The sequence below is a fragment of the Desulfoluna sp. genome (assembly GCF_030145185.1).
In the GTDB taxonomy this organism is placed as follows: Bacteria; Desulfobacterota; Desulfobacteria; order Desulfobacterales; family Desulfolunaceae; genus Desulfoluna.
The window spans coordinates 1-22,744 of the sequence record NZ_JAQYWB010000022.1 but is presented as its reverse complement, the minus strand read 5'-3'; the positions used below and the strand labels follow the sequence as shown (position 1 = coordinate 22,744).

Annotated in this window: 18 protein-coding genes; 8 read left to right on the top strand and 10 right to left on the bottom strand. The window is 55.9% G+C overall.

Going from position 1 to position 22,744, the window contains the following annotated elements; all coding sequences use genetic code 11:
* Positions 1-38: 38 nt before the first annotated feature.
* Positions 39-299: a hypothetical protein gene (locus Q1Q75_RS09025; protein ID WP_300669581.1), complete on the top strand. Its 261-nt coding sequence runs from the start codon at positions 39-41 to the stop codon at positions 297-299.
* 143 nt (positions 300-442) lie between these two features.
* On the opposite strand, the gene Q1Q75_RS09020 is transcribed toward Q1Q75_RS09025, so the two are convergent.
* The 4 genes from Q1Q75_RS09020 to Q1Q75_RS09005 form a co-directional block, all read right to left on the bottom strand.
* Positions 443-1,192, bottom strand: a complete 750-nt coding sequence (locus Q1Q75_RS09020; protein ID WP_300669578.1) for an amino acid ABC transporter ATP-binding protein — start codon at positions 1,190-1,192, stop codon at positions 443-445.
* A gap of 16 nt (positions 1,193-1,208) precedes the next feature.
* Complete coding sequence (locus tag Q1Q75_RS09015) at positions 1,209-2,309, bottom strand: amino acid ABC transporter permease (RefSeq protein ID WP_300669576.1); 1,101 nt, start codon at positions 2,307-2,309, stop codon at positions 1,209-1,211.
* Between the two features lie 88 nt (positions 2,310-2,397).
* A complete protein-coding gene (locus Q1Q75_RS09010) occupies positions 2,398-3,507 on the bottom strand; it encodes an ABC transporter permease subunit (RefSeq protein WP_300669573.1) in 1,110 nt (369 codons plus the stop codon).
* 224 nt (positions 3,508-3,731) lie between these two features.
* Positions 3,732-4,751 (bottom strand): amino acid ABC transporter substrate-binding protein, encoded by a 1,020-nt coding sequence (locus Q1Q75_RS09005; protein WP_300669570.1) that lies wholly within the window; start codon positions 4,749-4,751, stop codon positions 3,732-3,734.
* A 489-nt stretch (positions 4,752-5,240) separates the two neighbouring features.
* Here Q1Q75_RS09005 and Q1Q75_RS09000 point away from each other — a divergent pair, with 489 nt between their 5' ends.
* Positions 5,241-5,735 (top strand): GatB/YqeY domain-containing protein, encoded by a 495-nt coding sequence (locus Q1Q75_RS09000; protein ID WP_300669567.1) that lies wholly within the window; start codon positions 5,241-5,243, stop codon positions 5,733-5,735.
* On the top strand, positions 5,736-6,173 hold the full coding sequence (locus tag Q1Q75_RS08995) for a hypothetical protein (protein WP_300669564.1): 438 nt from the start codon (positions 5,736-5,738) through the stop codon (positions 6,171-6,173). It abuts the gene before it with no gap.
* A 122-nt stretch (positions 6,174-6,295) separates the two neighbouring features.
* On the opposite strand, the gene Q1Q75_RS08990 is transcribed toward Q1Q75_RS08995, so the two are convergent.
* Positions 6,296-6,502 (bottom strand): SlyX family protein, encoded by a 207-nt coding sequence (locus Q1Q75_RS08990; RefSeq protein ID WP_300669561.1) that lies wholly within the window; start codon positions 6,500-6,502, stop codon positions 6,296-6,298.
* Positions 6,499-7,182: a hypothetical protein gene (locus Q1Q75_RS08985; protein WP_300669559.1), complete on the bottom strand. Its 684-nt coding sequence runs from the start codon at positions 7,180-7,182 to the stop codon at positions 6,499-6,501. The genes Q1Q75_RS08990 and Q1Q75_RS08985 overlap by 4 nt, the downstream gene beginning before the upstream one ends.
* 566 nt (positions 7,183-7,748) lie before the next feature.
* Between Q1Q75_RS08985 and Q1Q75_RS08980 the strand changes: the two genes are divergently transcribed.
* Complete coding sequence (locus Q1Q75_RS08980; RefSeq protein ID WP_300669556.1) at positions 7,749-8,657, top strand: SDR family oxidoreductase; 909 nt, start codon at positions 7,749-7,751, stop codon at positions 8,655-8,657.
* On the opposite strand, the gene Q1Q75_RS08975 is transcribed toward Q1Q75_RS08980, so the two are convergent.
* Positions 8,654-11,476 (bottom strand): hypothetical protein, encoded by a 2,823-nt coding sequence (locus tag Q1Q75_RS08975; protein ID WP_300669553.1) that lies wholly within the window; start codon positions 11,474-11,476, stop codon positions 8,654-8,656. The genes Q1Q75_RS08980 and Q1Q75_RS08975 overlap by 4 nt on opposite strands.
* A gap of 417 nt (positions 11,477-11,893) precedes the next feature.
* Between Q1Q75_RS08975 and Q1Q75_RS08970 the strand changes: the two genes are divergently transcribed.
* The 4 genes from Q1Q75_RS08970 to Q1Q75_RS08955 all read left to right on the top strand — a co-directional run bounded on the left by Q1Q75_RS08970 (position 11,894) and on the right by Q1Q75_RS08955 (position 15,642).
* The gene (locus tag Q1Q75_RS08970; protein ID WP_300669551.1) at positions 11,894-12,250 is read left to right on the top strand and encodes a hypothetical protein; all 357 of its coding nucleotides are present in this window, start codon (positions 11,894-11,896) and stop codon (positions 12,248-12,250) included.
* Positions 12,251-12,637: 387 nt separating this feature from the next.
* Positions 12,638-13,861, top strand: a complete 1,224-nt coding sequence (locus Q1Q75_RS08965) for an MFS transporter (RefSeq protein WP_300669548.1) — start codon at positions 12,638-12,640, stop codon at positions 13,859-13,861.
* Positions 13,862-13,964: 103 nt separating this feature from the next.
* Positions 13,965-14,516, top strand: coding sequence for a hypothetical protein (locus tag Q1Q75_RS08960; RefSeq protein WP_300669545.1), 552 nt, complete (start codon positions 13,965-13,967; stop codon positions 14,514-14,516).
* Between the two features lie 112 nt (positions 14,517-14,628).
* Complete coding sequence (locus tag Q1Q75_RS08955) at positions 14,629-15,642, top strand: tetratricopeptide repeat protein (protein ID WP_300669543.1); 1,014 nt, start codon at positions 14,629-14,631, stop codon at positions 15,640-15,642.
* A 138-nt stretch (positions 15,643-15,780) separates the two neighbouring features.
* Here Q1Q75_RS08955 and Q1Q75_RS08950 read toward each other — a convergent pair whose 3' ends face one another.
* From Q1Q75_RS08950 to Q1Q75_RS08940, 3 genes are all read right to left on the bottom strand, one after another.
* Positions 15,781-17,442, bottom strand: a complete 1,662-nt coding sequence (locus tag Q1Q75_RS08950) for a response regulator (RefSeq protein ID WP_300669540.1) — start codon at positions 17,440-17,442, stop codon at positions 15,781-15,783.
* Between the two features lie 49 nt (positions 17,443-17,491).
* Positions 17,492-20,512 carry a response regulator gene (locus Q1Q75_RS08945; RefSeq protein ID WP_300669538.1) on the bottom strand — a complete coding sequence of 1,007 codons (3,021 nt, stop codon included), beginning with the start codon at positions 20,510-20,512 and terminating at the stop codon, positions 17,492-17,494.
* 293 nt (positions 20,513-20,805) lie between these two features.
* A partial coding sequence (locus Q1Q75_RS08940; protein WP_300669536.1) for an SIS domain-containing protein occupies positions 20,806-22,744 on the bottom strand: 1,939 nt, incomplete at its 5' end.

The following is a 22,744-nucleotide window of genomic DNA, read 5'->3' as shown; positions in this document are numbered from 1 at the left end:
CGTCGGAGATGCCGAAAGGCGGTCCGAAAGGAGGTCATATGTTCAACAGCAAGGATATTTGCGATCGAATTCGGCGCTTTTACCCAGACTCCGGTGAGTGTGGCAAAGACCTGCGCATCACCTATGACAAGGATGAGCATGCCTGGGTGGTGGAAGCCTCCGGGTGGAAGCGGACCTTGAAAACCTACATCGAGGAAGCAGACGTGGACGCCTGTCTAACCCAGGGCAAATGTGTGGGCTTGAGCTTTCAGGTCGGGCAGCTTCGAGCCAACGCTGGCGGAGGGAAAGAATTTAAGTGAGGGGGCTCTGGGAAGGTGGCTGACCGATGGGAGGGACGGTTTGGGGGGTGTCCATCAGCAGGAGAGAGGGAGGCGTTAGCCCCTCCTGCCGACCTAACGCGGGCGTGATTCAAACGAATCACGCCCGCTTTGTTTCCATGGTTTTAAATGGATTGTGTGCGTATCTGGTTGAGAAAGAGCTGGGTGCGATCAAAGGTCGGGTGGGTGAAAAAGTCTTCGGGGGGGGCCTCTTCGATGATCTCTCCGGCGTCCATAAAGATGACGCGGTCCGCCACGGTGCGCGCAAAACCCATCTCGTGGGTGACGCAGATCATGGTCATGCCCTCTTCGGCCAGCTCGGTCATGACGTCCAGGACCTCTTTGATCATTTCGGGGTCCAGGGCGCTGGTGGGCTCGTCAAAGAGCATGATGCGCGGGTTCATGCATAAGGCCCTTGCGATGGCCGCACGCTGCTGCTGCCCGCCGGAGAGTTGGCCGGGAAATTTGTGGGCCTGGGAGTCGATGTGGACCCGGGCCAGAAATTCCATGGCCATTTTTTTTGCCTTTTCCTCCGGCAACTGGCGGACCCAGGTGGGGGCCAGGGTCAGGTTCTCCAGGATGGTGAGGTGGGGAAACAGGTTGAATCCCTGGAAGACCATGCCTACATTTTTACGGATGTCGTTGATATTTTTAAGATTCGTCGTCAGCTCGGTGCCTTCCACCACGATGGAGCCCTGCTGGTGCTCTTCCAGTCGGTTGATGCAGCGGATCAAGGTGGATTTACCGGAGCCCGAGGGACCGCAGATGACGATGCGCTCCCCCTTTTGAACCTTTAAGTTAATGTGTTTTAAGACATGGAAGTGGCCGTACCACTTGTTGAGATCCGTGATATCGATGACGATGTCTTGATTCATACAGTCTGCCCCTTTGCTACCAGGCGTTGTTTTTTTCAATGGAGCGTCCGTACCGGCTGATGGAGAAACAGATGATCCAGTAGACCAGGGCGCAGAAGACGTAGGCCTCGGCTTCGTAGCCGAGCCATTCAGGGTCCTGGGTGGAGGCTTTGATCATGCCGAGAAAATCGAGAAGGCCGACGATGATGACCAGGGAGGTGTCCTTGAACAGGGCCACGCAGCGTCCAATAATGGACGGGATGACGTGACGCAGGGCCTGGGGCAGGACGACCAGTCGTGTGGCCTGCCAGTGGGTGAGGCCGGTGGAGACGGCCGCTTCCATCTGGCCGGGGGGAATCGCTTGAAGACCGCCCCGGATCACCTCGGCGATGTAGGCGGAAGAGAAGAGGATGACCCCGATTTGAACCCGCAGGAGATTGTTGATGTTCACGCCCTTCGGAAGAAAGAGGGGGAGCATGACCGACGCCATGAAGAGGATGGTGATGAGGGGCACCCCCCGGATCAGTTCGATGATTCCGATGGAGAGGGCTTTGACGCTGGCCATCCTGGAGCGTCGGCCCAGGGCGAGGAGGATGCCCAGGGGAAGCGAGAAAAGAATGCCGACCACAGCCAGCCCCATACTGAGCATGAGCCCACCCCAGAGGGACTGATCCACGTGCGCGAGCCCCATGCCGCCATTGATGATCCAGAAGAGGGGCAGGGGCAGGGAAAACCAGAGGAAGGCCAGGGTGCGGGCACTGACCAGACGAAAAAGGGTAAGGATCACGACTGTGGCAAGAAGTCCGAAGGAGACCGCAGGGCGCCAGAGGTGGGGGCTCGGGTAGATTCCCACCATGAGAATCCGGAATTTTTCCACCACAAAGGCCCAGCAAGCCCCTTCACGCGTTGCGTCACAGGCCGCTCCTGACACCCAGGTCGCCTTGAACAGGGCCCAGGAGAGGAGCGCCGGGACCGTTTTGAGAAGAAAAAGAAGGGCCAGGATGGTGAGCAGAGAGTTGCCTTTTCCGTTGAAGAGATTCTGCCGAATCCACCCGATGGGCCCTGCGGTATCCAGGGGAGGCGCTTCGTTGGGCCGGGGGATAAATATGTTTATTTTTTGTGCTGCTGCAGGGTTCATAAGCGTCACTTCTCTTTAAAACGTAGCTGAAATTTTTTTGTGCGAAACCAGTGGGCCGATCGGGCCAACCCGTCCGTTCCCTTTGCCTTTATCTCCCAATCAACTGTACCCGGGCGTTGAGTCCGTTCATGGCCAGGGAGATGATCAGGTTGATAAAGAGATAGACAGCCATCCACATGACGATGATCTCAATGGCCTGATCGTTTTGCCCGATGATGGTGCCACCCACGGAGACCATATCCGGGTAGCCGATGGCCACGGCCAGGGAGCTGTTTTTGACGAGGCTGGCGTAGTCGTTGGTGGTGGCCGGGATGGTGACTCGAAGGGCCTGGGGCAGCACCACGCGACGCATGATGAGGCCGTTGGGAAGGCCCAGTGCCTGGGCCGCGTCCAGCTGGCCCCGGGGAACGGACTGGATGCCGCTTCGGACATTTTCAGCGATAAAGGCGGCGGTGTAGAGGACCAGCCCAATGAGCAGGGCGCAGAACTCAGGACGAATGACGGCTCCGCCTGCAAAGTTGAAGCCTTGCAGTACCGGCATGTTCAGCTCGGCGGGCATGCCGAGGAGAAGCGAGGTGAGAAGGGGGAGCCCCAAAGCCAGGGCCAGGCCGATGCGAATCGACGGAAGGGCGCGGCCGGTTTTTCTTCTTAAATCTACGGCTTTTCGGTGGAGGATCACGGCGGCGATGAGGCCGAGGACAAAGGCCACAGGGATCATGAAAAAGCCGGTTTCGGGGATCAGCCTGGGAAAGTAGATCCCACGGTTGTTGAGGAAGAGCCCCGTTCCCCAGTGGAGGCTTTGACGCGGGGCGGGCAGGGCCGCAAGGACCACTCCGTAGGTGAAAAAAAGGATCAAGAGGAGGGGGATGTTGCGTAGCACCTCCACGTAGATTTCCGCAAGCTTCGCCACCAGCCAGTTGCTGGAGACCCGGGCCACGCCAACCATCACACCGATGAGGGTGGCCAGCACGATGCTGATGGCAGACACGTAAAGGGTGTTGACGACCCCGATGAAGAAGGCGTAGCCGTAGGAGTCCGCCGGGGTGTACGGCAGCAGGGCGTCGCTGATGGGCATGCCGGCTTCATAGGCCAGAAAACCGAATCCGGAGGCGATGTTCCGGGCCGAAAGGTTGGCCTGGGTGTTGACAAAAAGAAGGTGGCAGAACCAGAGGATCCCTCCCATGACAAGAAATTGCATGAGAATCGTCCGGCCCTGTTCTTTCGTCAGGAAGAGCCGTGGTTTTTTCATTTGGGGGGCAACTTTAAAATAAGGGGTGACGGATGGTTTCGGGTGAAAAGGGTCCTTTTTCACCTGAAGCAATAAGCAGGCCTCCGGTCAATGAACACCGGAGGCCTGATAAGGACGCCTGGCGGATCCGTTACATCATGGATCCGTTTGGGGTGCTCTCTTTTCTATGATTCTCAGCGGATGGGGAGGGCGTACTGCAGCCCTCCTCTGACCCAGAGGTTGTTCACGCCTCTGGGAATGTTCAAGGGGGTTTCGGGCCCGAAGTGGCGGTTGTAAATCTCTCCGTAGTTGCCCACGGCTTTGATGGCACGAACCAGCCACTCTTTGTCGAGACCGAGATAGCTCCCGGTGTCGCCGGAGGTGCCCAGCATGCGTTGGATGACGGGGTTCTCCGCGGATGCCTTCATTTTATCCACGTTGGCGGCGGTGATGCCGTTCTCTTCAGCAGCCACGAGGCCGTTGATGACCCAGGTGACGATGTCTTTCCACTGGTTGTCGCCATGACGGACCAGAGGGGCCAGGGGCTCCTTGGAGATCACTTCAGGCAGGATGGAGTGGCTCTTGGGATCTTTGAGCGTGGAGCGCAGGGAGGCCAGCTGGCTGATGTCGGTGGTAAAGCAGTCGCAGCGACCGGCGGCATAGGCGTTCAGGGCCTCTTTTTTGCCGTCGAAGACCACGGCTTCTACCTTAATACTGTTGGCGCGGGCGAAGTCCGCAAGGTTGAGCTCGGTGGTGGTCCCTGCGGTGACGCAGACGGAGGCGCCGTTGAGTTCACGGGCAGACCTGACGCCGAGTTTGTTGGGAATCAGGAACCCCTGACCATCGTAGAAGACCACATGGGTGAAATCGACGCCCTGTTTGGCATCGCGCTTCAGGGTCCAGGTGGTGGTGCGGCTGGTGAGATCCACCTGTCCGGAGGAGACGGCCACGATTTTCTGTTTGGACGCCAGGGGAACAAATTTGACTTTGGAGCTGTCGCCAAGAACGGCGGCGGCCACGGCGCGAGCCATGTCCACGTCGAAACCGACCCAGGTGCCGGTAGAGTCTGGAATTGAGAAGCCGGGAACCCCTTCGCTGATGCCGCAGGTCAGGATGCCTTTGGCTTTGACGTCTGCGAGGGTGCCCGCAAAGGATGAGGCTGCGGCAAGTAAAATAAGGAACATTGCCGAAAAGAGAAGTGCTGCTTTTTTCATAATACCATCCCCAATAGGTGAATAAATGGTTCAAACGTGACTCAAATAGTAAATAGGGGAACGATCTTTTAAATTCAATCTAAAAGGAGTGGCTGAGTCATTATGTTGCCTGATAAGTAAAAAATACCCTGCCATTGTTCCCTGTGAAGGGCTCGATCCTTGCGATTGGAATAGGGGGTTGTAAGTCGTGATGTCGTTTATAAAAGTGAGTTAAAGCCAGTGCGCTGACTTAAGGTCACTAAGCGAATGCCGTGTACGGAATGTGAATCATTTTCAGGTTCACGAAATGGCAAAAATAGGGTAAAGAAACGTGGAGCATCGAGATGAACATGCGAAAAGGAACAGCGGGTCATTTGCCGCTGTCTTCAGCTGACAGTCTGCGGTGCGTTTCATGCCCCCTTTGACGGGGCACGATGGTTTTCAGGAATTCATAACCCATCCGCCAGGGATGCCTCACTTTGGTGAGGAAAAGAAGAATGCAGGTGTGCAATGGTTGACAACGAGAAGTCTCCGTATGGCTGGAGTGAAGGAACAGATGTTTCTCTTTATAACAAGATCAAACAAGACCTCAAGACAGCTATGAAAACAAAGGACAGCGCTGCCCGGGATACTTTTCGGCTGATTATGGGGGAGTACCCCAAGCTGACGGTGGCCATGACCCTTGAAAGTGGTAAAAAGACCACGCGGGTGAAGACACCGGATGAGATCACCGATGAAGACCTTCAGAACATTATTCGCGGTCTCGCCAAATCGGAAAAAGTGGTGCTGGATATTAAGGGGGAGACAACCTCCGACTACGTTGAGCTGCTTCAGAGCTATCTGCCCCAAATGGCAAGCAAAGAAGAGATCAAAGCGTGGATTGACGCACAGATTGATTTTTCATCTGTGAAGAGTCCCATGCAGGCCATGGGCCAGGTGATGAAGCATTTTGGCAAATTGGCCGATGGCAATCTGGTCAAGGAGATTCTAAAGGAGATGGGGTAGATGAGAGAAAAAATCGCAGAGGTCATGCAGCGGATCATCCTCCTGGAAAAGGACTTGGATCTTCAGAAGCATATCCTGCAGTCCATTCCCTCCGGTGAAGAGGAGCAGAGCCGGGAAGTTCTGGCAACCATCGCCGACATAAAAAAGAAGATTGAAGCCTGTCACGGGGAGATCAAAGCCCTGGACCCGGAAGAGTTTGCTCGGATGGCCCGGTTTGAAGATGCGGCTGCCTCATTTAAGGCGGCGGCTGAAGGACGGGAATTTGTCACCGTCATCGATCTCAATACCCATCCGGAGTGTCGCATAGAAACCTCCGAAGGACGAGCGCTTGATTGCCTTGTCAAGGCCCAGGATACCACCGGGCAATGGCTGATTATGACCGTGGACGGCGAGGTGATGAGCTTTGACGCGGATCAGGTGGTAGAAAACGAAGGATAGGTCCTGCCCTTGCTCTGGTATGACCCGGAACGTGAGCAATCACCCTTTGTTTTGAAGGGGGCAGACCTCGCCCCCATAAGCATGCTTTCTGTTTTTTTTGTGTGCCCTTAAGGGGGCAAGGCCTAATAATGGGGCGGTTTATCGTCAGCAGGGGCTCGTTCCATGTGAGTGTCGACGAGCTGCTCCATTTTGTCGAGAAGGTAATCCACCGCCTTTCTCAGTCCGTCAATTTCCTTTTGTTGCTCAATGATCACCTCATTGAGATCGTCGACGGTGTGTTCCTGGAAGGCAAGCTTGGTCTCAATGTCCATCAACCGGTCGTCACTCATGATATCCCCTCTATTGTTGTTTTTACTGCAAACCATAAGGTGTGCATTCCGCCCCGCTTGAGTCGTGCCTTGACGTGGACTTCCTCCACAGCCAGGCCGCAGTGGCTTAATCGTTTGGTAAACATCGGATCCGCGTGGGCCGACCAGACGCCCAGGATGCCTCCGGGCCGCAGGTTCTGCTTTGCTGAGAGGATGCCTGTTTTGCTGTAAAGGCTGTCATTTCCGCTTCGGGTCAGGCCGTCGGGGCCATTGTCCACATCCAGGAGAATGGCATCCCAGGGAGCCTCCTTTTTGATGGCTTCACCGACATCGCCCACGAAGACGGAGGTCCGTTCATCCTTTAAAGGATGTCCAGCCAGGTGGCCGTAATGGTGACGGTTCCATTCCACCACCTCGGGGACCAGCTCCGCCACCGTGACGGCGGCGTTCTCTCCCGCATGGTCGAGGGTGGCCCGCAAGGTAAATCCCATGCCAAGGCCTCCCACGAGGATCCGGCAATCGCTTCGCCCGGCCAGGCGTTTTAACGCCTCTACGGCCAACACCTCTTCGGACCCGTGGGCGCGACTGTTCATCAACTCGTAGCCGTCGGTCCGAATAGAAAATTCGTCATTTCGTTTTGTCAGCCGAAGGGTTCCGCCACCCGGTACCTTGGCTTCTCCCAGAAATTCCCAGGGAATCATCGTGATTGTCCTTTGTATATGCATGGCCACGTTGTGGCGTGACTGACCTAAAAATAATAATGAAAAAAAGCAGCCTCCGATGGCAAGGAGAACCCCTTGCACGCTTCGTGCGACGGCCTTTTCGTTTTCAGAGTATCACAGGGGCCAAGGTTGGAAAACAACCGGGGTCAAAGGCCCTTGGTTTCTTTTCTGGATTGTCTGAATAAAGATCTTCTTTTACAGCGCGCCAGATCAAATGACAAATGAAATCATGGGCCGCCCCCTGTTTGCCTTCTCTCCCTCCTGAAATTTTTTCCGGCCAGATATATTTTTTAAAATGTACCCTGTACATTCACCTTGACAACAGCGGTGTTTCGCCACTAGTGTTTATACGTATCTCGCTTGTACGCAACCCTCTCTGTTTGTTCAATTCCGAGAAATAACTCAACACACAGCCGCCGTCGGCATGCCTTTTTCCGATTTTTAACCCTTACAGGTAACGCACTTATTTTTTGTTTTGTGCTCTCTGTGGGGCACCCGGGTCGGATCCGTGCAGGCCATGCGAGGCGCCATGAAAGGAGACGAGTATGGATGAGATTCGCTTTGATGATCAGGTGGTGGTGATTACTGGCGCCGGTTCCGGCATTGGGAGGGCGTATGCCCATGCCTTTGCCGCCCGGGGAGCGCAGGTGGTGGTCAACGATCTGGGGGGACGCCGTGACGGGACGGGGGATGCCCATGGGGCCGCAGACAAGGTGGTGGAAGAGCTCGCCGCGTATGGGGGGCAGGCAGTGGCGAGTTACGACTCTGTGGCCACCCTTCAAGGGGGGGAGTCCATCATTGCAACGGCCGAGGCCCATTTCGGCCGGGTGGATGTACTGGTAAACAATGCGGGGGTGTTGCGGGACAAGAGCCTCTTGAAAATGGTGGAAGAGGATTGGGATACGGTGGTAAATGTCCATTTGAAGGGGGCCTTCTGCGTCAGCAGAGCCGCCTTTGCTCTCATGAAAAAGAGCGGTTACGGTCGGATCATCAACACCACCTCCGGCTCCGGCCTCTACGGGAACTTTGGCCAGGCCGCTTACATGGCAGCCAAGATGGGCGTGGTTGGCTTGATGCACAGCCTGGCCTCCGAAGGGGCGAAGTACAACGTCACCTGCAACACCATCGCGCCGGTGGCCGCCTCCAGGATGACCGATGACGTGATGCCCCCTGAACTCCTGGAAAAATTCAAACCCGAGTTCATCGCTCCCCTGGTCCTTTTTCTCGCCTCCAGAGAAAATCAGGAGACCGGGATGATCTTCAACTGCGCTGCCGGCTGGTTCAGTCGGTCCGCCATCTGCTGCGCCCCTGGTCTTTGTATCGGTGACACAAAACGGACCATCCCCCCCGAAGAGATCCGCGAGCACTGGGAGGCCATTACCTCCCTGGCGGATGCCGCTCCCTTGAATTCAGTGATCGACTCGTTTGGATTCATGGAGCCCCTGATTCGTTAAAAAATGATTTGAAAAATCACATTGGCGAAGCCTTCTTTTTCTTCGGTTTTATAGCCTACTTCCACGCCAAACTCTACGGGGAGGATGGCCATGAGGGTGGATTGGGCGGTGAGGGTGGTGCCGATGGAGAGGCGGGCACGGTCTGACCAGTCGTTGGCGTCAAAGCTTTTCTGCCAGCCGGCGCCGACATCTGCGAAGAGGGAGGCTTTCAGGCGGGAGACGTGGCAGAGGATGAGGCCTGTACCCCAGTCAGGGAAGGCGATGGGGACATGGTATTCCAGGGAGGCGAGGAGGTTTTTATCGAGGTTCATGCCCCCTTCGGTGTCCTCTTTGTCGTAGCCCCTGGGAAGGCTCAGGTCTTTGCTGTAGGAGAGGTCGCCTTCCTGGGCCTGGTGGGTGAGGGTGAGTTTAAAGCCGTCGTGATCGGCCGGGCCGGGGAGATAGTGTGTGAGGGAGAGGACGCCGTTGTGGGAGAGGAGTTCGCCGCCGGCTTTATCGATGCTTTTTTCAAAGGAGCCAAAGAGGGACTGGCCCCAGGTGGGCAGTACATCGCGCCTGGGGGCATCGGGGGTGCGGGTGAGGGTGGCTTCCGTGAACCAGGCGAAAGATTGGTCTCTGTTCGGATCCAGGGTGACGTTTTTGATGCCATCGAATTTTCGGATTTTGCTTCCGGCGGTACCTCGAAGGCTGATATGGCTCGGCAGACTTTGTAGGATCACGGGAAGGGAGAGGGCCAGCTCCAGGCTTCGTTCGCGTTGCCATCGTTCGAGACCGGCCACCTGGGTGCCCTCTTCGGCGCTGTCGTAGATTCGGGTGCTGATCTCGGGGGCAAAGGAACGGTGGGTCAGGGTGAGGTCAAATCCGGGGCGGTTGGATTCCAGGCCGTAGAAGATGGAACCGAGGTAGCTGTTCAGGCCCACTGGATCCTGTCCCATGAGAAAGACACCCAGGGCGCTGCCCTCTTCATCGCTTGTGAAATAGGGGATGTGGAGAAAGGGTTTGTACGCCTCAACCCAGGGGATGCCGTGGCTCTCGGCGGTGATGGGCGGTGCCACCCGGTCCAGCTTGGCGGTGGGCATTTTTTTGTTTTTTGGCAAGGGGACGATTGGGCCTGTTTCGGGAGTGAAGGGCAGGGTGCAGAGCTCTTTGACCCCCTGGTTCAGGCGGGTGAAGGAGAGGGTGGTACCGTTGGGGGAGACGCGGGGTTCAAAGGCACCGTAACGCACCGAGGTGAGTTGTCTGAGCGCCTTCTCCTGTCGATTATAGGCGAAAATATTCCAGATGCCGCTGCGATCGGAGGCAAAAAGGACATACCGTCCGTCCGGTGAGAAGGCGGGGTCGCTGTCTTCGGCGACGTCGGAGCCGAAGAGTGGGGTCAGGGTTCCTGATTTGGGTGAGAGGGTCACGATGTCGGCGTGTGGGCCGATTTTGACCACGGCGGCGATGGTGGTCCCGTCCGGTGACCAGATCGGGGTTTCGCAATACGCCCCAGGCTGAGAAAAGAGCGGGGAGATATTTTTTCCATTGGCATCAAGAAGCACCAGGTCTGACCACATCCCGTTTCGGCGTGCCGCCACAAAGGAGTGGCCGTCCGGGGAAGGGGCCGCCGAAAAGATGTGGGCGCCTCGGGTGAGGCGTTCGTATTTGCGGGTCTTCCTGTCAAAGAGGGCGAGGTCCGTGGTGTCGAGTTCACCGGCACCCAGGGGCCGGGGAAAGGGAACGCTCAGCACGACGTGATTCTGGTTTCCTGTCAGGCGAAGGGGCGCGGTTGTCAAGAGGGTGCCGGGAAAGGTTTCTTTTACCTTGGTGCCCGTGGCAGGATCGAGTTCCACGAGGGCGTTTTTTTCTCCGTACCCCCTTCGCAGGGCCAGGAGGGTGCCTTCCTCTGTCCAGGCATGGGATTCGAAGCTCTCCAAGGCCTTCGAGGCGATCACCTTCCCCTCGGGAAGGCCCGCAGACAGGGCCAGGGTGTCGGAGAGTGCCGCCTGGCTCTGGAAATCCTCCAGGAATCCTTTGTAAAAGTCCTCCGGGGATTGCCCCGTCACGTGGACGAGGGCCTCACGGATGCCCCCCACGGGGTGTTCTCCCTGGGTTCGGGTCATGCGAGCTGCCGCTGTGGGTCCGAAGCTGCGGTTGAGATAGTCGATCATGTGATAGCCGGCAAGGTAGATCCGTCCTGACGGCGGCGCGTACGTCGGATGGGCTCCGGCTGCGGACAGGCTCCAGAGGCCGTCGTTTTGTGCAAAGGAGTTCAGGGTCCCTTTGAAAAGGGGGGAGCGTCCCCTTCCCCCGTCGGTGAAAAGGGTTTCCGTGGTCGTGGTCAGTCCTTCCACGACCCATCCTGGGGAGAGGAGGTTGGACACGGCCGCCGCGTCTCCGAGAAAATTTGTGATTTTTCCGTACCAGCCAAGTTTGGTTGTGAGGTGCACAAAGTGGGTGAACTCATGGGTGAAGAGTTGATCCACCGTGTCGGATCCCGGTCCGAACTCCCGCAGGGTATAATAAGGGGTTTCATACAGGGAGATGCGGTTGGGAAGGGGGGCATAAAAGCCGTTGAACAGGTCGGTCCCGGGGTTGATCACCACCGGGCAGTGCCGGGGTTTTACCCCGAGATACCCGGTGACGTCTTTATAGACCTCTTCGGAGAGGTTGTAGACCCTCTGGGCAAAAGCTTCATGGCCTTCCGGGTAATAGATGGTGAAGGCCTCGTTAGAGAGGGTCTGCCATCTCCAGGAGGTGTCGTACCGGGCGTGGCTTGCGCTGGGTTGGAAGAGGGTGGCAGCGAAACAGATCAGGGCGGCGGTGATCGTTCTCTTCATGAACGCTCCAGGTTGAATGAGGTGAAATGAGAGGCCGTGTCAAGGCCCGCATTGTAAACTGTTATGTGCATGGCTGCAATGATTTCAGTTGGATATCCCGTGCCATTGGGCTCGGCCATTATACAGGGACTGAATTGACAGCCCGCCATGGGAACGGTATAGTTGGGATATAGATTGACGCAGTGTCCTGCCTCTTCTCCGGTTGCTTCGGTACCGGGTTTGCTCCTCGTTGTTCCCTCCCCACTCGATGGCTCTTCATGGATTCGCTCTCAAAACCCCCGAACTGATTTCATCAGGAACGCTGGCTTTCTTAATCCGTTTGGATGTGCAGCTTCCGGCAAAGACATCCCTTATTTGAGTCGCAGAGAAAGGGGGGTGCTTTTTCTGGCGTGATAGCGCTCCGACGAAGGAGGTAGCATGGAAGATATGTATACGTTGAGAGATGAAAAAAAGGTGGTGGTCCTGAGGGGAAAGCGTTCGGGTGATCAACGGCGTGTGATCGGTCCGGGTGCGATGTTACGGAAGTACGGCCGAAAAATAATGACAAACCGCAGGAACCTTAACGAGAGGCGGCACACGACCGCGGTCTCGTTTGAAGACCGGATGTATGAACGGATCAGCAGTTTGACCAACGGCATCGCCCTTCTGGCCATCGGGATCTTTTTTCTTCTCACCGGGCTTACCTTCCTTCCCGTGGTGGGGATCATCGTCGGTGGCTACATCATCATCAAGAGTTTTTTTGTCATGGCCGAGGTGCTGCATAAAGTCGAGTAGGAGGCATTGGGGTCGGGTGTTTCTGGCCCCAATGATGATTTGTGCGGTGGGTTAATAAGTGAAACGACGCGACTCAGACCGTGAGCCTTCCGATGACGAATCTCTCGGTTGAATCGGACCCCTCTTGTTCACAGAACCCCTTTTTGAACCTGTCGCAAACCTTTCCAACGCATCCTGCGGAATCAAAGAACCTATTCGATTCGATGGCTGTGCTGCGGCCTCGGTGCGTGTGCCAGGCACGTTCTGTCCTGCCATCCTTCTAAATGAATCTCCTTGAAAACCAGGGGGGAATCGACTACACCTTCCCTTCAATGTGCCGTCTTGCCCCCGGCGGCTGTTTTTTCCCCTTTCTGTTCTTAATAGGTTTTTTTTACGATGCGTTATGATGTGAAGTCGAACATATTTAAGCTGTATGTGATCAAGATATCCAAGTGGTTGATGTTGACCGTGCCGGTGGTGTTTTTGTTTTACCGGGAGAACGGGTTGGGCACTCAGGATCTATTCCTTTTAAAGGCGGCCTATTCTTTTGCTGTGGTGGTGATGGAGATTCCCTCGGGGTATTTCGGGGATATCTGGGGACGAAAGCTCTCGCTGGTGATCGGCAGCGTTCTGGGGGCTGTTGGCTTTGGGATGTACTCCGTCTCGACGGGGTTCTGGGGTTTTCTGGTCTGTGAGATGGTTCTGGGGGTGGGGCAGAGTTTTATTTCCGGTTCGGATTCGGCGCTATTGTACGATACCCTTCAGGAGAACGGGCAGGGGGAAACCTATCTCAAAGCGGAGGGGCGCCTTGTCTCCATCGGCAACTATGCCGAAGCCATCGCCGCGCCCATTGGGGTGGGGCTGGCTGTGTTCAGTCTGCGCACCCCTTTTTATTTTCAGACAGCGGTGGCCCTGTCGGCGATTCCCGCCGCCCTGCTTCTCCGGGAACCGAGGCGGCGAAAGATAACCAACAAGGGTAATTTTACACAGATTTTTCAAATTATTCGGTACGCATTGACCCGCAATATGGCTTTAAAATGGAGTATTCTTTACTCCTCTGTCATTGGAACAGCCACCTTGACCATGGCCTGGCTGATTCAACCCTATTTTGTTTATTTATCTGTTCCCCTGGCCCTTTACGGTCTCTTTTTGCCCGCCTTGAATCTTACCACCGGGTTTGTGTCCATGCATGCCTGGAAGGTGGAGGCTCAGCTGGGGCGGGATCGCATCGTCTTTTATGTGGCTGTGGCCGTCGGGTCTCTCTATCTGTGTCTCAGTGTGTTTAACACGCTCTGGGCCGTGGGATTTCTTTTTCTTTTTTATGTTGTGAGAGGGGTGGCAAACCCGGTGCTGAGAACTTACATCAACGCATCGACTCCTTCGGAGATCCGGGCCACGGTGCTCTCCATCCGGAGCCTGATTATCCGGCTCTCTTTTGTGGTGATCGGGCCTTTTCTGGGGTGGTATGCCGATTGGGCGGGCATGCCAACCACCTTATTTGTGGGCGGGGTGGTTTTTCTCGGGATGGGCCTCTGGATGGGGGTAAAATTTATGGGACAGGGCAAAGGAGCGGAAGCTCCCCCCTTTCTGCCCGATGGCGCAGGGCTTTCCTCTCTCAGGGGGAGGGGATAAAATCATGGCCGTGTGACCTTGGTCATACCGTTTTGGCGGGAAATGAGATATAAAAATATATTTTGTCTGTTTTATAATCTACTCATGAAGAAAGGTCCCCTCCATGGAATCACAGAAATTGACAGGTATTTTCATCCGACTCCTGGCCCTTTTCTATGCAATCAAAGCTTTCTTCGCCATTCCCGGCGCCATAGGCAGTTACTTCATGTCCAGGGATGCCTTAAGGATGCTGCCCGGGGATGAGGCGTTTGCCATCGCCGCAAGGATGAGCACCTTTGCGCAGCTCAACACCTTCCTTCCTTTTGTCATGCTTCTCCTTTCCGGGGTTCTTATTGCCAAATCAGAGTCTCTGGCCCGTCTGTTCAACCCGGTGCCCTTTGAATTGCCGGCGGCTCCGCAGCTGACTCCTGCCTCGCTTGTAAAGGGCGCATTGTGCCTGACAGGGATCGTGTTCATCGGGTTTTCCTTTCATTATATTGTGGCCTTTGTGTCCACCTGTGTGGCCTATGGGTCCAAGGTGGCCTTTATGGATACTCCGGCCAAGATTCGTCTCTGGTCGGGGTGTGTGACGGGGGGGATTTATCTTGCTTCCGGCGTGGGCTTGCTTCGGTATGCGGGCGTGATTTCGCTTCGGTGTTTTCCCGTGGATGCTTGAGTTTGAGTGTCTGGTGTCGTGGCCCCCGGAAGGGGGGGACGGTCTTCAGATGTTTTACCTCATGATGTGAACGCCTTTGCCTGGACGCCGCATCATGGAAAAGAGGATATGAATGAGAAATCGACGTGTTCTGTTTGCCGGTGCTTTTTTCCTGGTCTTGACCTTTTGTGCAACGCTGGCCGCTTCTGCGACCGATGAGGTGGCGACCTTTCCCGAGGGGTATACGCAGGACCGATATCTGAAGGACAAAGAGAAAGCTGAAGACGGCGATGCGCGTGCTCAGTTTATCATGGGGTATCTTCATCACAGACAGGTGGTGCCCTTTGTAACGCCGGACATCCCCACCGCGTTTTCCTGGTATCAGAAGTCGGCCCTTCAGGGCCATATTCAGGCCTCTCAGATTCTGGGGGCCATGTATCAGAAGGGGGAGGGGGCCGATGTCGACCTTCAAGCCGCTAAACGATATTTTCAATACGCGGCCGATCGCGGCATGCCGGAGGCTGCCTGCGCCCTGGGGTTGTTGTATACCGAAGGGCAAGGGGTGCCTCGAGACGATGAGCTGGCGGTCTTCTGGCTTAAAAGGGCCGACAAACAAAATTTTTCTCCCGCGGCCATGACCTTAGGGGTCATGTGTGCCGGAGGACGGGGCGTGGCGAAGGACATGACGGTGGCTTTTGCCTGGTTTGTGCGTTCGGCCGAGTTGGGCAATGCCGAGGGGATGTATCAGGTGGCGGGGATGTATCGAACCGGCAATGGAGTTGCCCAGGATATCGGGATCTCCATACGCTGGCTGGAGGAGGCCCTGAAGGTGACCTCCCGGATTTCAATGCGTGCCATCAATGATCTGGCGTGGACGCTTGCCACCTGTCCCGATGAACGTTATCGAGACTCCAAACGGGCCATGGAACTTGGAGGGTTGCTGTTGGACGCCCTCAGCCAGAGAACTCCGAGTCATCTGGATACCGTGGCGGCCGTTTACGCCGTTAATGGCCTTTTTAAGCAGGCCATAGATATTCAGGAGGAGGCCATTCAGGCCCTGGCGGTCAGCGGTGAGGCAAACCTTGAGGCGCCGCTGCGCGAAAGATTAGAGCTTTATAAACAGGGAAAGATCTGGATAGATCCCTGAGACATAACGATCCCCACCTTTTTTTCTGCACGATGTCCAGCCCCTCGTCAGCCATCGTTATCTGCCCACTTATCCTGTTATCGGAACGGGTGGGACCCTGGTTGTTCGGGGGCTCGGAGTCAGACCGCGTCAATCCCATTAAACAGACGATGATTCACATGCCGAGGAGGGTGCCATGCATTCCGCCACGCCGGCACAGGCTTTCTGCGCCCCAGCGATGAGTTCTTCTGCGTTCCCTCCCGGTCCGGGTGTCAACAGGCCGGTGCCTGCCTGCAGGGTGATGTTGAACCGAAAGGCGTTGTAGATAAAATCTTTTTGGGTCATGGCCTTTTTGAATCGTTCGGTAATCCGGGGAATCTCTGAGGCGGTGATGCCGCTGAGCAGAACCGCAAAGGTGGTGGGGCCGAAACGGGCGGCCAGATCATCGGTACGGGTCATGTCGTCGAGCAGGCTTCCCAGGCTGCCCAGGACCATGTCGCCCGCCTCTGGACCGTACGTGGTGATCACCTCTTCCATGTTGTCTATCTGGAGCAGGAGAAGGGCGAGGGCTTGCCCCATGCGCTGTGCGCGGTTTACTTCGCGTCGAAGAAGGTTGTCAAAACAGTGCCGGGTGTAGAGTCCGGTGCAGGGGTCTTTGAGGGACGCTTCGTCGGCCCGATCCATGGCCGACAGGGTCGATCCAGAGACCACGGTATCCAGGGCGCGGTGAAGGAGGGCACGGATAAGGTCCGGGGAGACCTGGTCGCGCTTCAGTACTTCCAGCGCTCCCTGGCGGATGAGCCGGGAGGTGTTGAGCTCGTCGGTCGTCTCGGCGATGATGACAAAAAGAGGGCTTTTTGTGGCCGTTGTGAGGCTTTGGATAAACGACTCCGTGGGCTCATCGGCTCGAGCACAGGAGATGAACAGAAGGTCACGGGCTCTTATCTCAAGGGCTTTTTGGGCCTCATCGGTCGTGTGGGCCCAGGCGATGTCCAGACGATCCAGTGTGTTTAGAGCCTGCGTCAGGGAGGACCCGTCTTGACCGTCTTTGCCCACCACAAGAATTCGGATGGTTTGATCCAGATTGATGATGGAGGCATCGCCTGGGTAATTCCGGGTGTCATCCACGTGCAGGGTTTGTATTTTATGAATAATCTCGGCGATACGTCGGCCTGATTCGTCGATTCGGTCCATATAAAGAGGGATCTTTTCCGGGGATGCCTCGTGGATCTTCATCAACTGCATATTGCCTTGAAGGGCCATCAGGGGCTGGCTCAGTTCATGGGCCATGGCACCGGCCATTTGTATGAGGACTTTCAGGCGTTCTTCCTGCAGCCTCTTTTTTTGATGCACTTGAATTTGGGCGTTGGCTTTTTTAAGGGTGGTCACCATCTCCGTGAGCTCTTGGGTGGTGGCTACCAGAGACTGCTGGTATTGATGCAGTTCCAGAAATACCTTTGTTTTTCGGACGAGGGTTTCCGGGTCCAGGGGCTTGGACAGATAGTCCACGGCACCCGCGTCGTACCCTTTGAAGATGTGCTGGGTATCGGTATTGATGGCGGTGACGAAGATAATGGGGATGCGGCAGGTGTCCGGGTTTCCGCGAATAAGCTCGGCGGTTTCAAATCCGTCCATCTCCGGCATCTGCACGTCCATGAGGATCAGCGCCACCGGGTGGTCCAGAAGAAGGCTCAAGGCCTCGTGGCCCGATGTGGCCGTCAGGATAGATACCTGGGGACCGGCCAGGATGTGTTTCAGGGCGAGCAGGTTCTCTTCCCGGTCATCCACCAGCAGAATCAGTTGGGGTGTATGTGTTATCATGGTTTTAGTACTCCAGGGTGATCCGTGGGACGTGTCCACGGATTGCCCTCTATGTATTGAGCCAGACCCGAAGCATTTCGATCAGCTTGTCGGGGTCTACGGGTTTCGGAATATAATCACTGGCACCGGCCTCTATGCAGGCGGCGCGGTCCTCGGGCATGGCTTTGGCTGTCAGGGCGATAATGGGAAGCCCCGTGAATGCATCACGGGCGCGGATGGAGTGCATGGCTTCATGCCCGTCCATCTCCGGCATCATGATATCCATCAAGACGAGATCGATGTCGGGGATCTCCTCCAGGCGCGAAAGTCCCTCCACGCCGGTGCGGCCCACCACCACCTTCAGCCCTTTTTCATGGAGCAGACGTTTCAAGGCAAAGACGTTGCGCATGTCATCATCTACAATAAGAATTTTTCGTCCGATGAGGCGTGTCTCGTGGGTTAAATCGACGGGGTCTCCTGTTGCGTCATGGCGGGGTGTCCCTGAGAAGGGTGCGGGGGCCATGGCCATGGGCTGGGGTGCAGGAGCCGGTGAGTTCGTTGATAAGGCGTGTTCATTTTGAGTGGCCGGGGCGTCGTTTCCGGGAAGCAGGAGGGTGAAACAGCTGCCGACGCCGTATTCGCTCGACACGTGAAGAGAGCCGCCAAGAAGTCCGGCCAGCTCTCGAGAGATGGTGAGGCCCAGGCCGGTGCCATAATAGGGCTTGCTCTCTGTGCCGTCCACCTGGCGGAAGGCCTCGAAAATATGGTCCTGTTTATCCAGAGGGACGCCGATACCGGTATCTGTGACGCGGAAGGCCAGGGCGGATGTCGCGGTGAGTGTCGCATTCCTTGGAAAGTCGTCTGATTTCAGGTAGTCAATCCGAAGACTGACCGAACCGGATTCGGTAAATTTTAAGGCATTGGCCAGAAGATTTTTGAGAATCTGCTCCAGGCGCTGGCGGTCCGTTTTCAGGTGGCTCGGGACCTCCGTTCCCAGGTTCAGGGAGAGGGAAAGGCCTTTTTCCTTGGCCTGGGGTGAAAACATCCGGCGGAGGCTCTCCACCAGTGCGGGAAGGGGGGTGCTGGCAAGGGTCACCTTCATGCCGCCGGCTTCGATTTTAGAAAGATCCAGGATCTCATTGATCAGGGAGAGGAGCTGGGAACCTGAAGCATGGATGGTGCCGGCAAACTCTACCTGGTCACAGGAGAGGGTCTTTTCTCGGTTTTCCTCCAGAATGTGTGAGAGGAGAAGGATGCTGTTGAGCGGCGTTCGGAGTTCATGGGAGATGGTGGCCAGAAATTGGGATTTATAGGTGCTGGAGATTTCGAGGTCTTTTGCCTTTTGTCGGATCAGTTGGCCCGCATTTTCCAGCCCGAGGTTCTTTTTTTTAATGCTCTCTTTCTGCGCTTCCAGTTTTTGGGTCTGCTCTTCGAGCTCCTGGTTAATGAGCTGGAGCGTCTTTTGTTGAGACGTCAACTCCTCGGCCTGTTTCTGGGTTTGGTGAAGCAGTCCTTCTGTTTTGTCCCGGGTCAGGGTGGAGCCCACCGCCGCTGCGACCTGGTGATTGATGAGGTCCAGAAATTTGAGGTCCTGCTTTGAAAAAGGACCCAGGGTTGCCAACTCCAGAACACAGAGTGTTTTCTCGCTTTGGAGGCAGGGTTGAATGACCACCTCACCGGCGAAGCCGTCGATGAGACCGGAGTGAATGGGCAGATAGCTGGCGGGCACGTCGGTGACACGTCGGCGGGTACCGGAGAGAGCCGTTTCTCCCACCAGGCCTTCTCCGATGGCGATGGGGAGGTGTTCGGTGGCGTCGGCAAAGCTGCCGATGCAGGAGAGATGATCTTCGGCAACGAGGTAAATCCGTCCAGCCTGGGCGTCCAGGTAATCGGCTATAAAGTGGATGGTTTTCCTGCCAAGTTCTTTTAAGGAGAGCTCTCCCTGGATGCTGCTGTGAAATTCGCTCTGGCCAATGTTCAGCCAGTTCTGGCGTTGGATTTTCTGCCGGGACCTTGAGAGCTCCTCGTTGATGCTGTGGAGGTGATCCCTTTGCTTTTTTAACTCTTTCTGCTGCTTTTGAAGCTCTGTACGAACCCTTTCATGTTTTTTTATTTCACGGGTCAGCTCTGCCTCATTGGCTTCCAGGTGTTCTTTACTGACGGTGGTTTCGGCGAGGCGTTCTGTCATGTGGTTGAAATCCTGCATCAGCTCGCCGATGTCCCCGGACACCTTGTCGTTGAGGTGGATCGAAAAGTCGCCTTTTCGTATCTGCCGGGTCGCGTATTTCAGTTGGTTGACGGCACGGGAAAAATAGGCGCTTGCCCAGGAGGCCAGAATGAAGATGACGGGCATTCCCAGCAGCATATAGATGAGGATGGACCGTTTGAAGGTGTGCAGGAGATTCTGGGCGTGCTTGGTGAGGTAAAGGGATGTGCTTTCGGATGTTTCTTGGGCTTTAAGGAAGACAGGGCTCTGAGCATCCATGGTGATGACGGTGGTTACAGCCAGGGGGATATTGTCAGAGGAGGGCCTTTTGACAGGGGCAATGAAGGTGTATTTCCGACGCTCATTGCCGGAGGTGTCCAGCAGAGAGAAATAACCACAGGCGAATTTACCCCCGAGGCTTGAAGAGACAATGGCAAGAAAATCGTTGGATGTTTTAGCAATGTTTGTCATCGGGGTGTTTTCCAGAGAGACCCTGGGGTGAAGCAGGAGGGTCCCTTCCCGGGTGTCGATCAGTGTGGTGTAGCCGTTTTCTTCAATGGACTGCAGGGCGATGCTTCGAAAGCGACCATTTTTCTGAAGGTCTGCAAAGGTCAGGGTGGGGTGACTTTCAAGATAGAGGTCAATCTGGAGGGCCACGTCGATTGATTTCTGACGGATAGCCTTTTCTATGATGTGGGTCAGGGTCTGTTCATTTTGTTTTTGGAGATCACTGAGACCGAGTTGAATCGCCCTGCGGGTTTGCGAGGGGAGGTCCCAGGTGATGAAGGTGATGGCGACCCCGAAGATGGCGATGGGAAGGATACCGGCGAGGAGGGTGATGGCCATCAGCCGGGAACTGTATTTTTTAGGGAGCAATTGTTTCATGGGCCGCCTTCCGATAACGGTGAATGAAGCATGAGGGATCTGCTATCGGGGTTAATGATACAGGGTGTCCACCATTTTTTTGATTGATGGCGTTTGGGCCGGTCCGGCTCGACTCTTGTAGAAGAATCGACAGATCTCTGGGAGAACTGGAGTGAAAAGTAGAAAAAAAGCGGCCGGGCCTGTGTGAAGGTCAGGGGATGCCTGGATAATATGACGGGGGGTGTCACCATGCGATGGAGGGGAAGCCCTTAATGAAGGGCTCCCCCGGTGACGTGGGAATAGGGAAGGGTGGGTTACCCTGCGCTGTTTAAGGCTTCCGTCATTTTTTCAGCGATTTTTTCAGCGGAGAGGCCAAAAAGCTGGTCGATGGGGATCAACTCCAGGTAGGTGTCGTCCCAGGTGAAGCCGTTTTCCTGCATGATGTTGCGAATTCGCTCGTGTTTACCGCCCAGCGCCTTGGATTTGGCGTGGAGGGGGATGCGTCCCTTTTTGAAGGTGATATTAAGGGAAAGAATGAACTCGATGACATTGGCCTTTTTGGAGAGCACGGGGATGATGAGGGTGTTCTTATCGTCTTTGTTTCCCTTGCCGACAAAGACGTTGCCTTCCCGGACGATGATGCTCTTGGTGCCTTTAAGGCGAGGATCGTTCTCCACGCGGGAGGTGGTGTGGGTAAAGATGCCGTCCTTATTGACCAGGGAGATAGTGGTCTCGGAAGTGGCTTCCCCCAAAAGGTTAAGACCGTCGATGCGGTAGAGAAGCCCCCCTTCGATGCCGGAGAGCACCCCTTGAAAGTTTTTGAGGACCAGGACGTTGGTGCTGGTGACCTGTGGCAGCGTGATCCCCCGCTGTCTTAACTCATCGAAGAGAATCCCTTCGAAGGCCTCAGTGATGCGGCTGGTCCCCACGGTAACGGTTTTGGCCTGATGTTTGATGGCGTCAACAGGACGGGCCATGGCGTTAATGGCGCTCGAAAAACAGGCAAAGAGTTTGTCCAGCATGTTCGACGGGGTGCCCTTGCAGTCAAAATCCAGTTCAAAGTCGGCGGAGGGCAGTTTGCCGGCCAGGTATTTCAACAGCAGGGTGATGTCTGATGCGGTGTTGAATCCCAGGATGGGGGGAAGCTTGCCGTCCCGCCGGCTGATACGAAAATTTCGATAGATTTCAATAATCGTTTCCCGGAATTTTTTTTCAAGGATAATTTCATACAGGTTCATCCCCTTGGTCTCAAATTCGGTGATGACCTTTTGAATCCCTTTGCGGTGCTCGAACATGACGCGGGAGCCCTCGTTGATGGCCAGGGCGGCGAAGTACCCCCAGAGATGACCGACCAGGGTGTTGACCACCGGGGCCAGGTGTTCGGGGACTGCGGGGACGCGAAAAATACTGGCTGCCGTGCCGTTGAAGCGCTCTTCCCCTTCATTGGTGATGACGATGGGGATGGCTTTATGAGCGTGGAAGATGGCGGTGTCCTTGATGATATCACCCAGGACGCTCTCGCGGGTTCCGGCGGCGCAGACGATGATCAGCGGTTCAGAGGAGAGGTCGATGTGTTTTTTGTCTTCCACGAAGTCGCTGGAGATCGTCTTATAGCAGAGTTCGCTGAGTTTGATGCGAATTTCATCGGAGGAGGCTTTGTTGGCTCCGCTTCCCACGGTTGCCCAGTAGGTTCGGGACACGGCATGGGTATCGGCCGATGCCTTGATGGCCTCGGTCATGGTGAGGATTTTTCGCATCTTGGACGGCAGAGCCAGGAGTTCGCGAATGGACTCTGAGACGAAGTCGGCGTCGCGTTTTTTTGTCTCTGCGGCCAGGTGCAGGCCGATGAGAGCCCCGGCCACGATCTGCGAGTAGAAGGCTTTGGTCGAAGCGACGCTCATCTCGATGTCCCGGCCGCTGCTGGTGTAGACGACGCCGTCGGCTTTAAAGGTGAGATCGGAATCGCGGCGGTTGACGATGGCCAGGGTGGCCGCTCCCCGGTCCTTGACCATATCCACGGCCAGGTTGGTGTCGGTGGTGGTGCCGGACTGGCTGATGGCGATAACCAGGGCATCGGCCATGGTGTCGCCGTCGCCGTCTCCCATCATAAAGCCGGAGAGTTCCGAGGCCTTCAAGGGGCATATTTGGATGGCGGGGTCGCCTAAGTAGTGGGTAAAGAGATGGCCGATGGCCTGGGCGGCGATGCCTGCCGTTCCTTGCCCCACGAGGTAGATGCGCTTGATGGTGCCTTCC

What these genes read in the sequence shown, in the direction of transcription:
- Q1Q75_RS09025 (WP_300669581.1), top strand. Translation starts at nt 39, where the DNA reads ATGTTCAACAGCAAGGATATTTGCGATCGAATTCGGCGCTTTTACCCA.
- Q1Q75_RS09015 (WP_300669576.1), bottom strand. Translation starts at nt 2,309, where the DNA reads ATGAACCCTGCAGCAGCACAAAAAATAAACATATTTATCCCCCGGCCC.
- Q1Q75_RS08990 (WP_300669561.1), bottom strand. Translation starts at nt 6,502, where the DNA reads ATGAGTGACGACCGGTTGATGGACATTGAGACCAAGCTTGCCTTCCAG.
- Q1Q75_RS08970 (WP_300669551.1), top strand. Translation starts at nt 11,894, where the DNA reads ATGGAAGATATGTATACGTTGAGAGATGAAAAAAAGGTGGTGGTCCTG.
- Q1Q75_RS09010 (WP_300669573.1), bottom strand. Translation starts at nt 3,507, where the DNA reads ATGCAATTTCTTGTCATGGGAGGGATCCTCTGGTTCTGCCACCTTCTT.
- Q1Q75_RS09005 (WP_300669570.1), bottom strand. Translation starts at nt 4,751, where the DNA reads ATGAAAAAAGCAGCACTTCTCTTTTCGGCAATGTTCCTTATTTTACTT.
- Q1Q75_RS08955 (WP_300669543.1), top strand. Translation starts at nt 14,629, where the DNA reads ATGAGAAATCGACGTGTTCTGTTTGCCGGTGCTTTTTTCCTGGTCTTG.
- Q1Q75_RS08995 (WP_300669564.1), top strand. Translation starts at nt 5,736, where the DNA reads ATGAGAGAAAAAATCGCAGAGGTCATGCAGCGGATCATCCTCCTGGAA.
- Q1Q75_RS08985 (WP_300669559.1), bottom strand. Translation starts at nt 7,182, where the DNA reads ATGATTCCCTGGGAATTTCTGGGAGAAGCCAAGGTACCGGGTGGCGGA.
- Q1Q75_RS09000 (WP_300669567.1), top strand. Translation starts at nt 5,241, where the DNA reads ATGGTTGACAACGAGAAGTCTCCGTATGGCTGGAGTGAAGGAACAGAT.
- Q1Q75_RS08945 (WP_300669538.1), bottom strand. Translation starts at nt 20,512, where the DNA reads ATGAAACAATTGCTCCCTAAAAAATACAGTTCCCGGCTGATGGCCATC.
- Q1Q75_RS08950 (WP_300669540.1), bottom strand. Translation starts at nt 17,442, where the DNA reads ATGATAACACATACACCCCAACTGATTCTGCTGGTGGATGACCGGGAA.
- Q1Q75_RS08975 (WP_300669553.1), bottom strand. Translation starts at nt 11,476, where the DNA reads ATGAAGAGAACGATCACCGCCGCCCTGATCTGTTTCGCTGCCACCCTC.
- Q1Q75_RS08960 (WP_300669545.1), top strand. Translation starts at nt 13,965, where the DNA reads ATGGAATCACAGAAATTGACAGGTATTTTCATCCGACTCCTGGCCCTT.
- Q1Q75_RS08980 (WP_300669556.1), top strand. Translation starts at nt 7,749, where the DNA reads ATGGATGAGATTCGCTTTGATGATCAGGTGGTGGTGATTACTGGCGCC.
- Q1Q75_RS09020 (WP_300669578.1), bottom strand. Translation starts at nt 1,192, where the DNA reads ATGAATCAAGACATCGTCATCGATATCACGGATCTCAACAAGTGGTAC.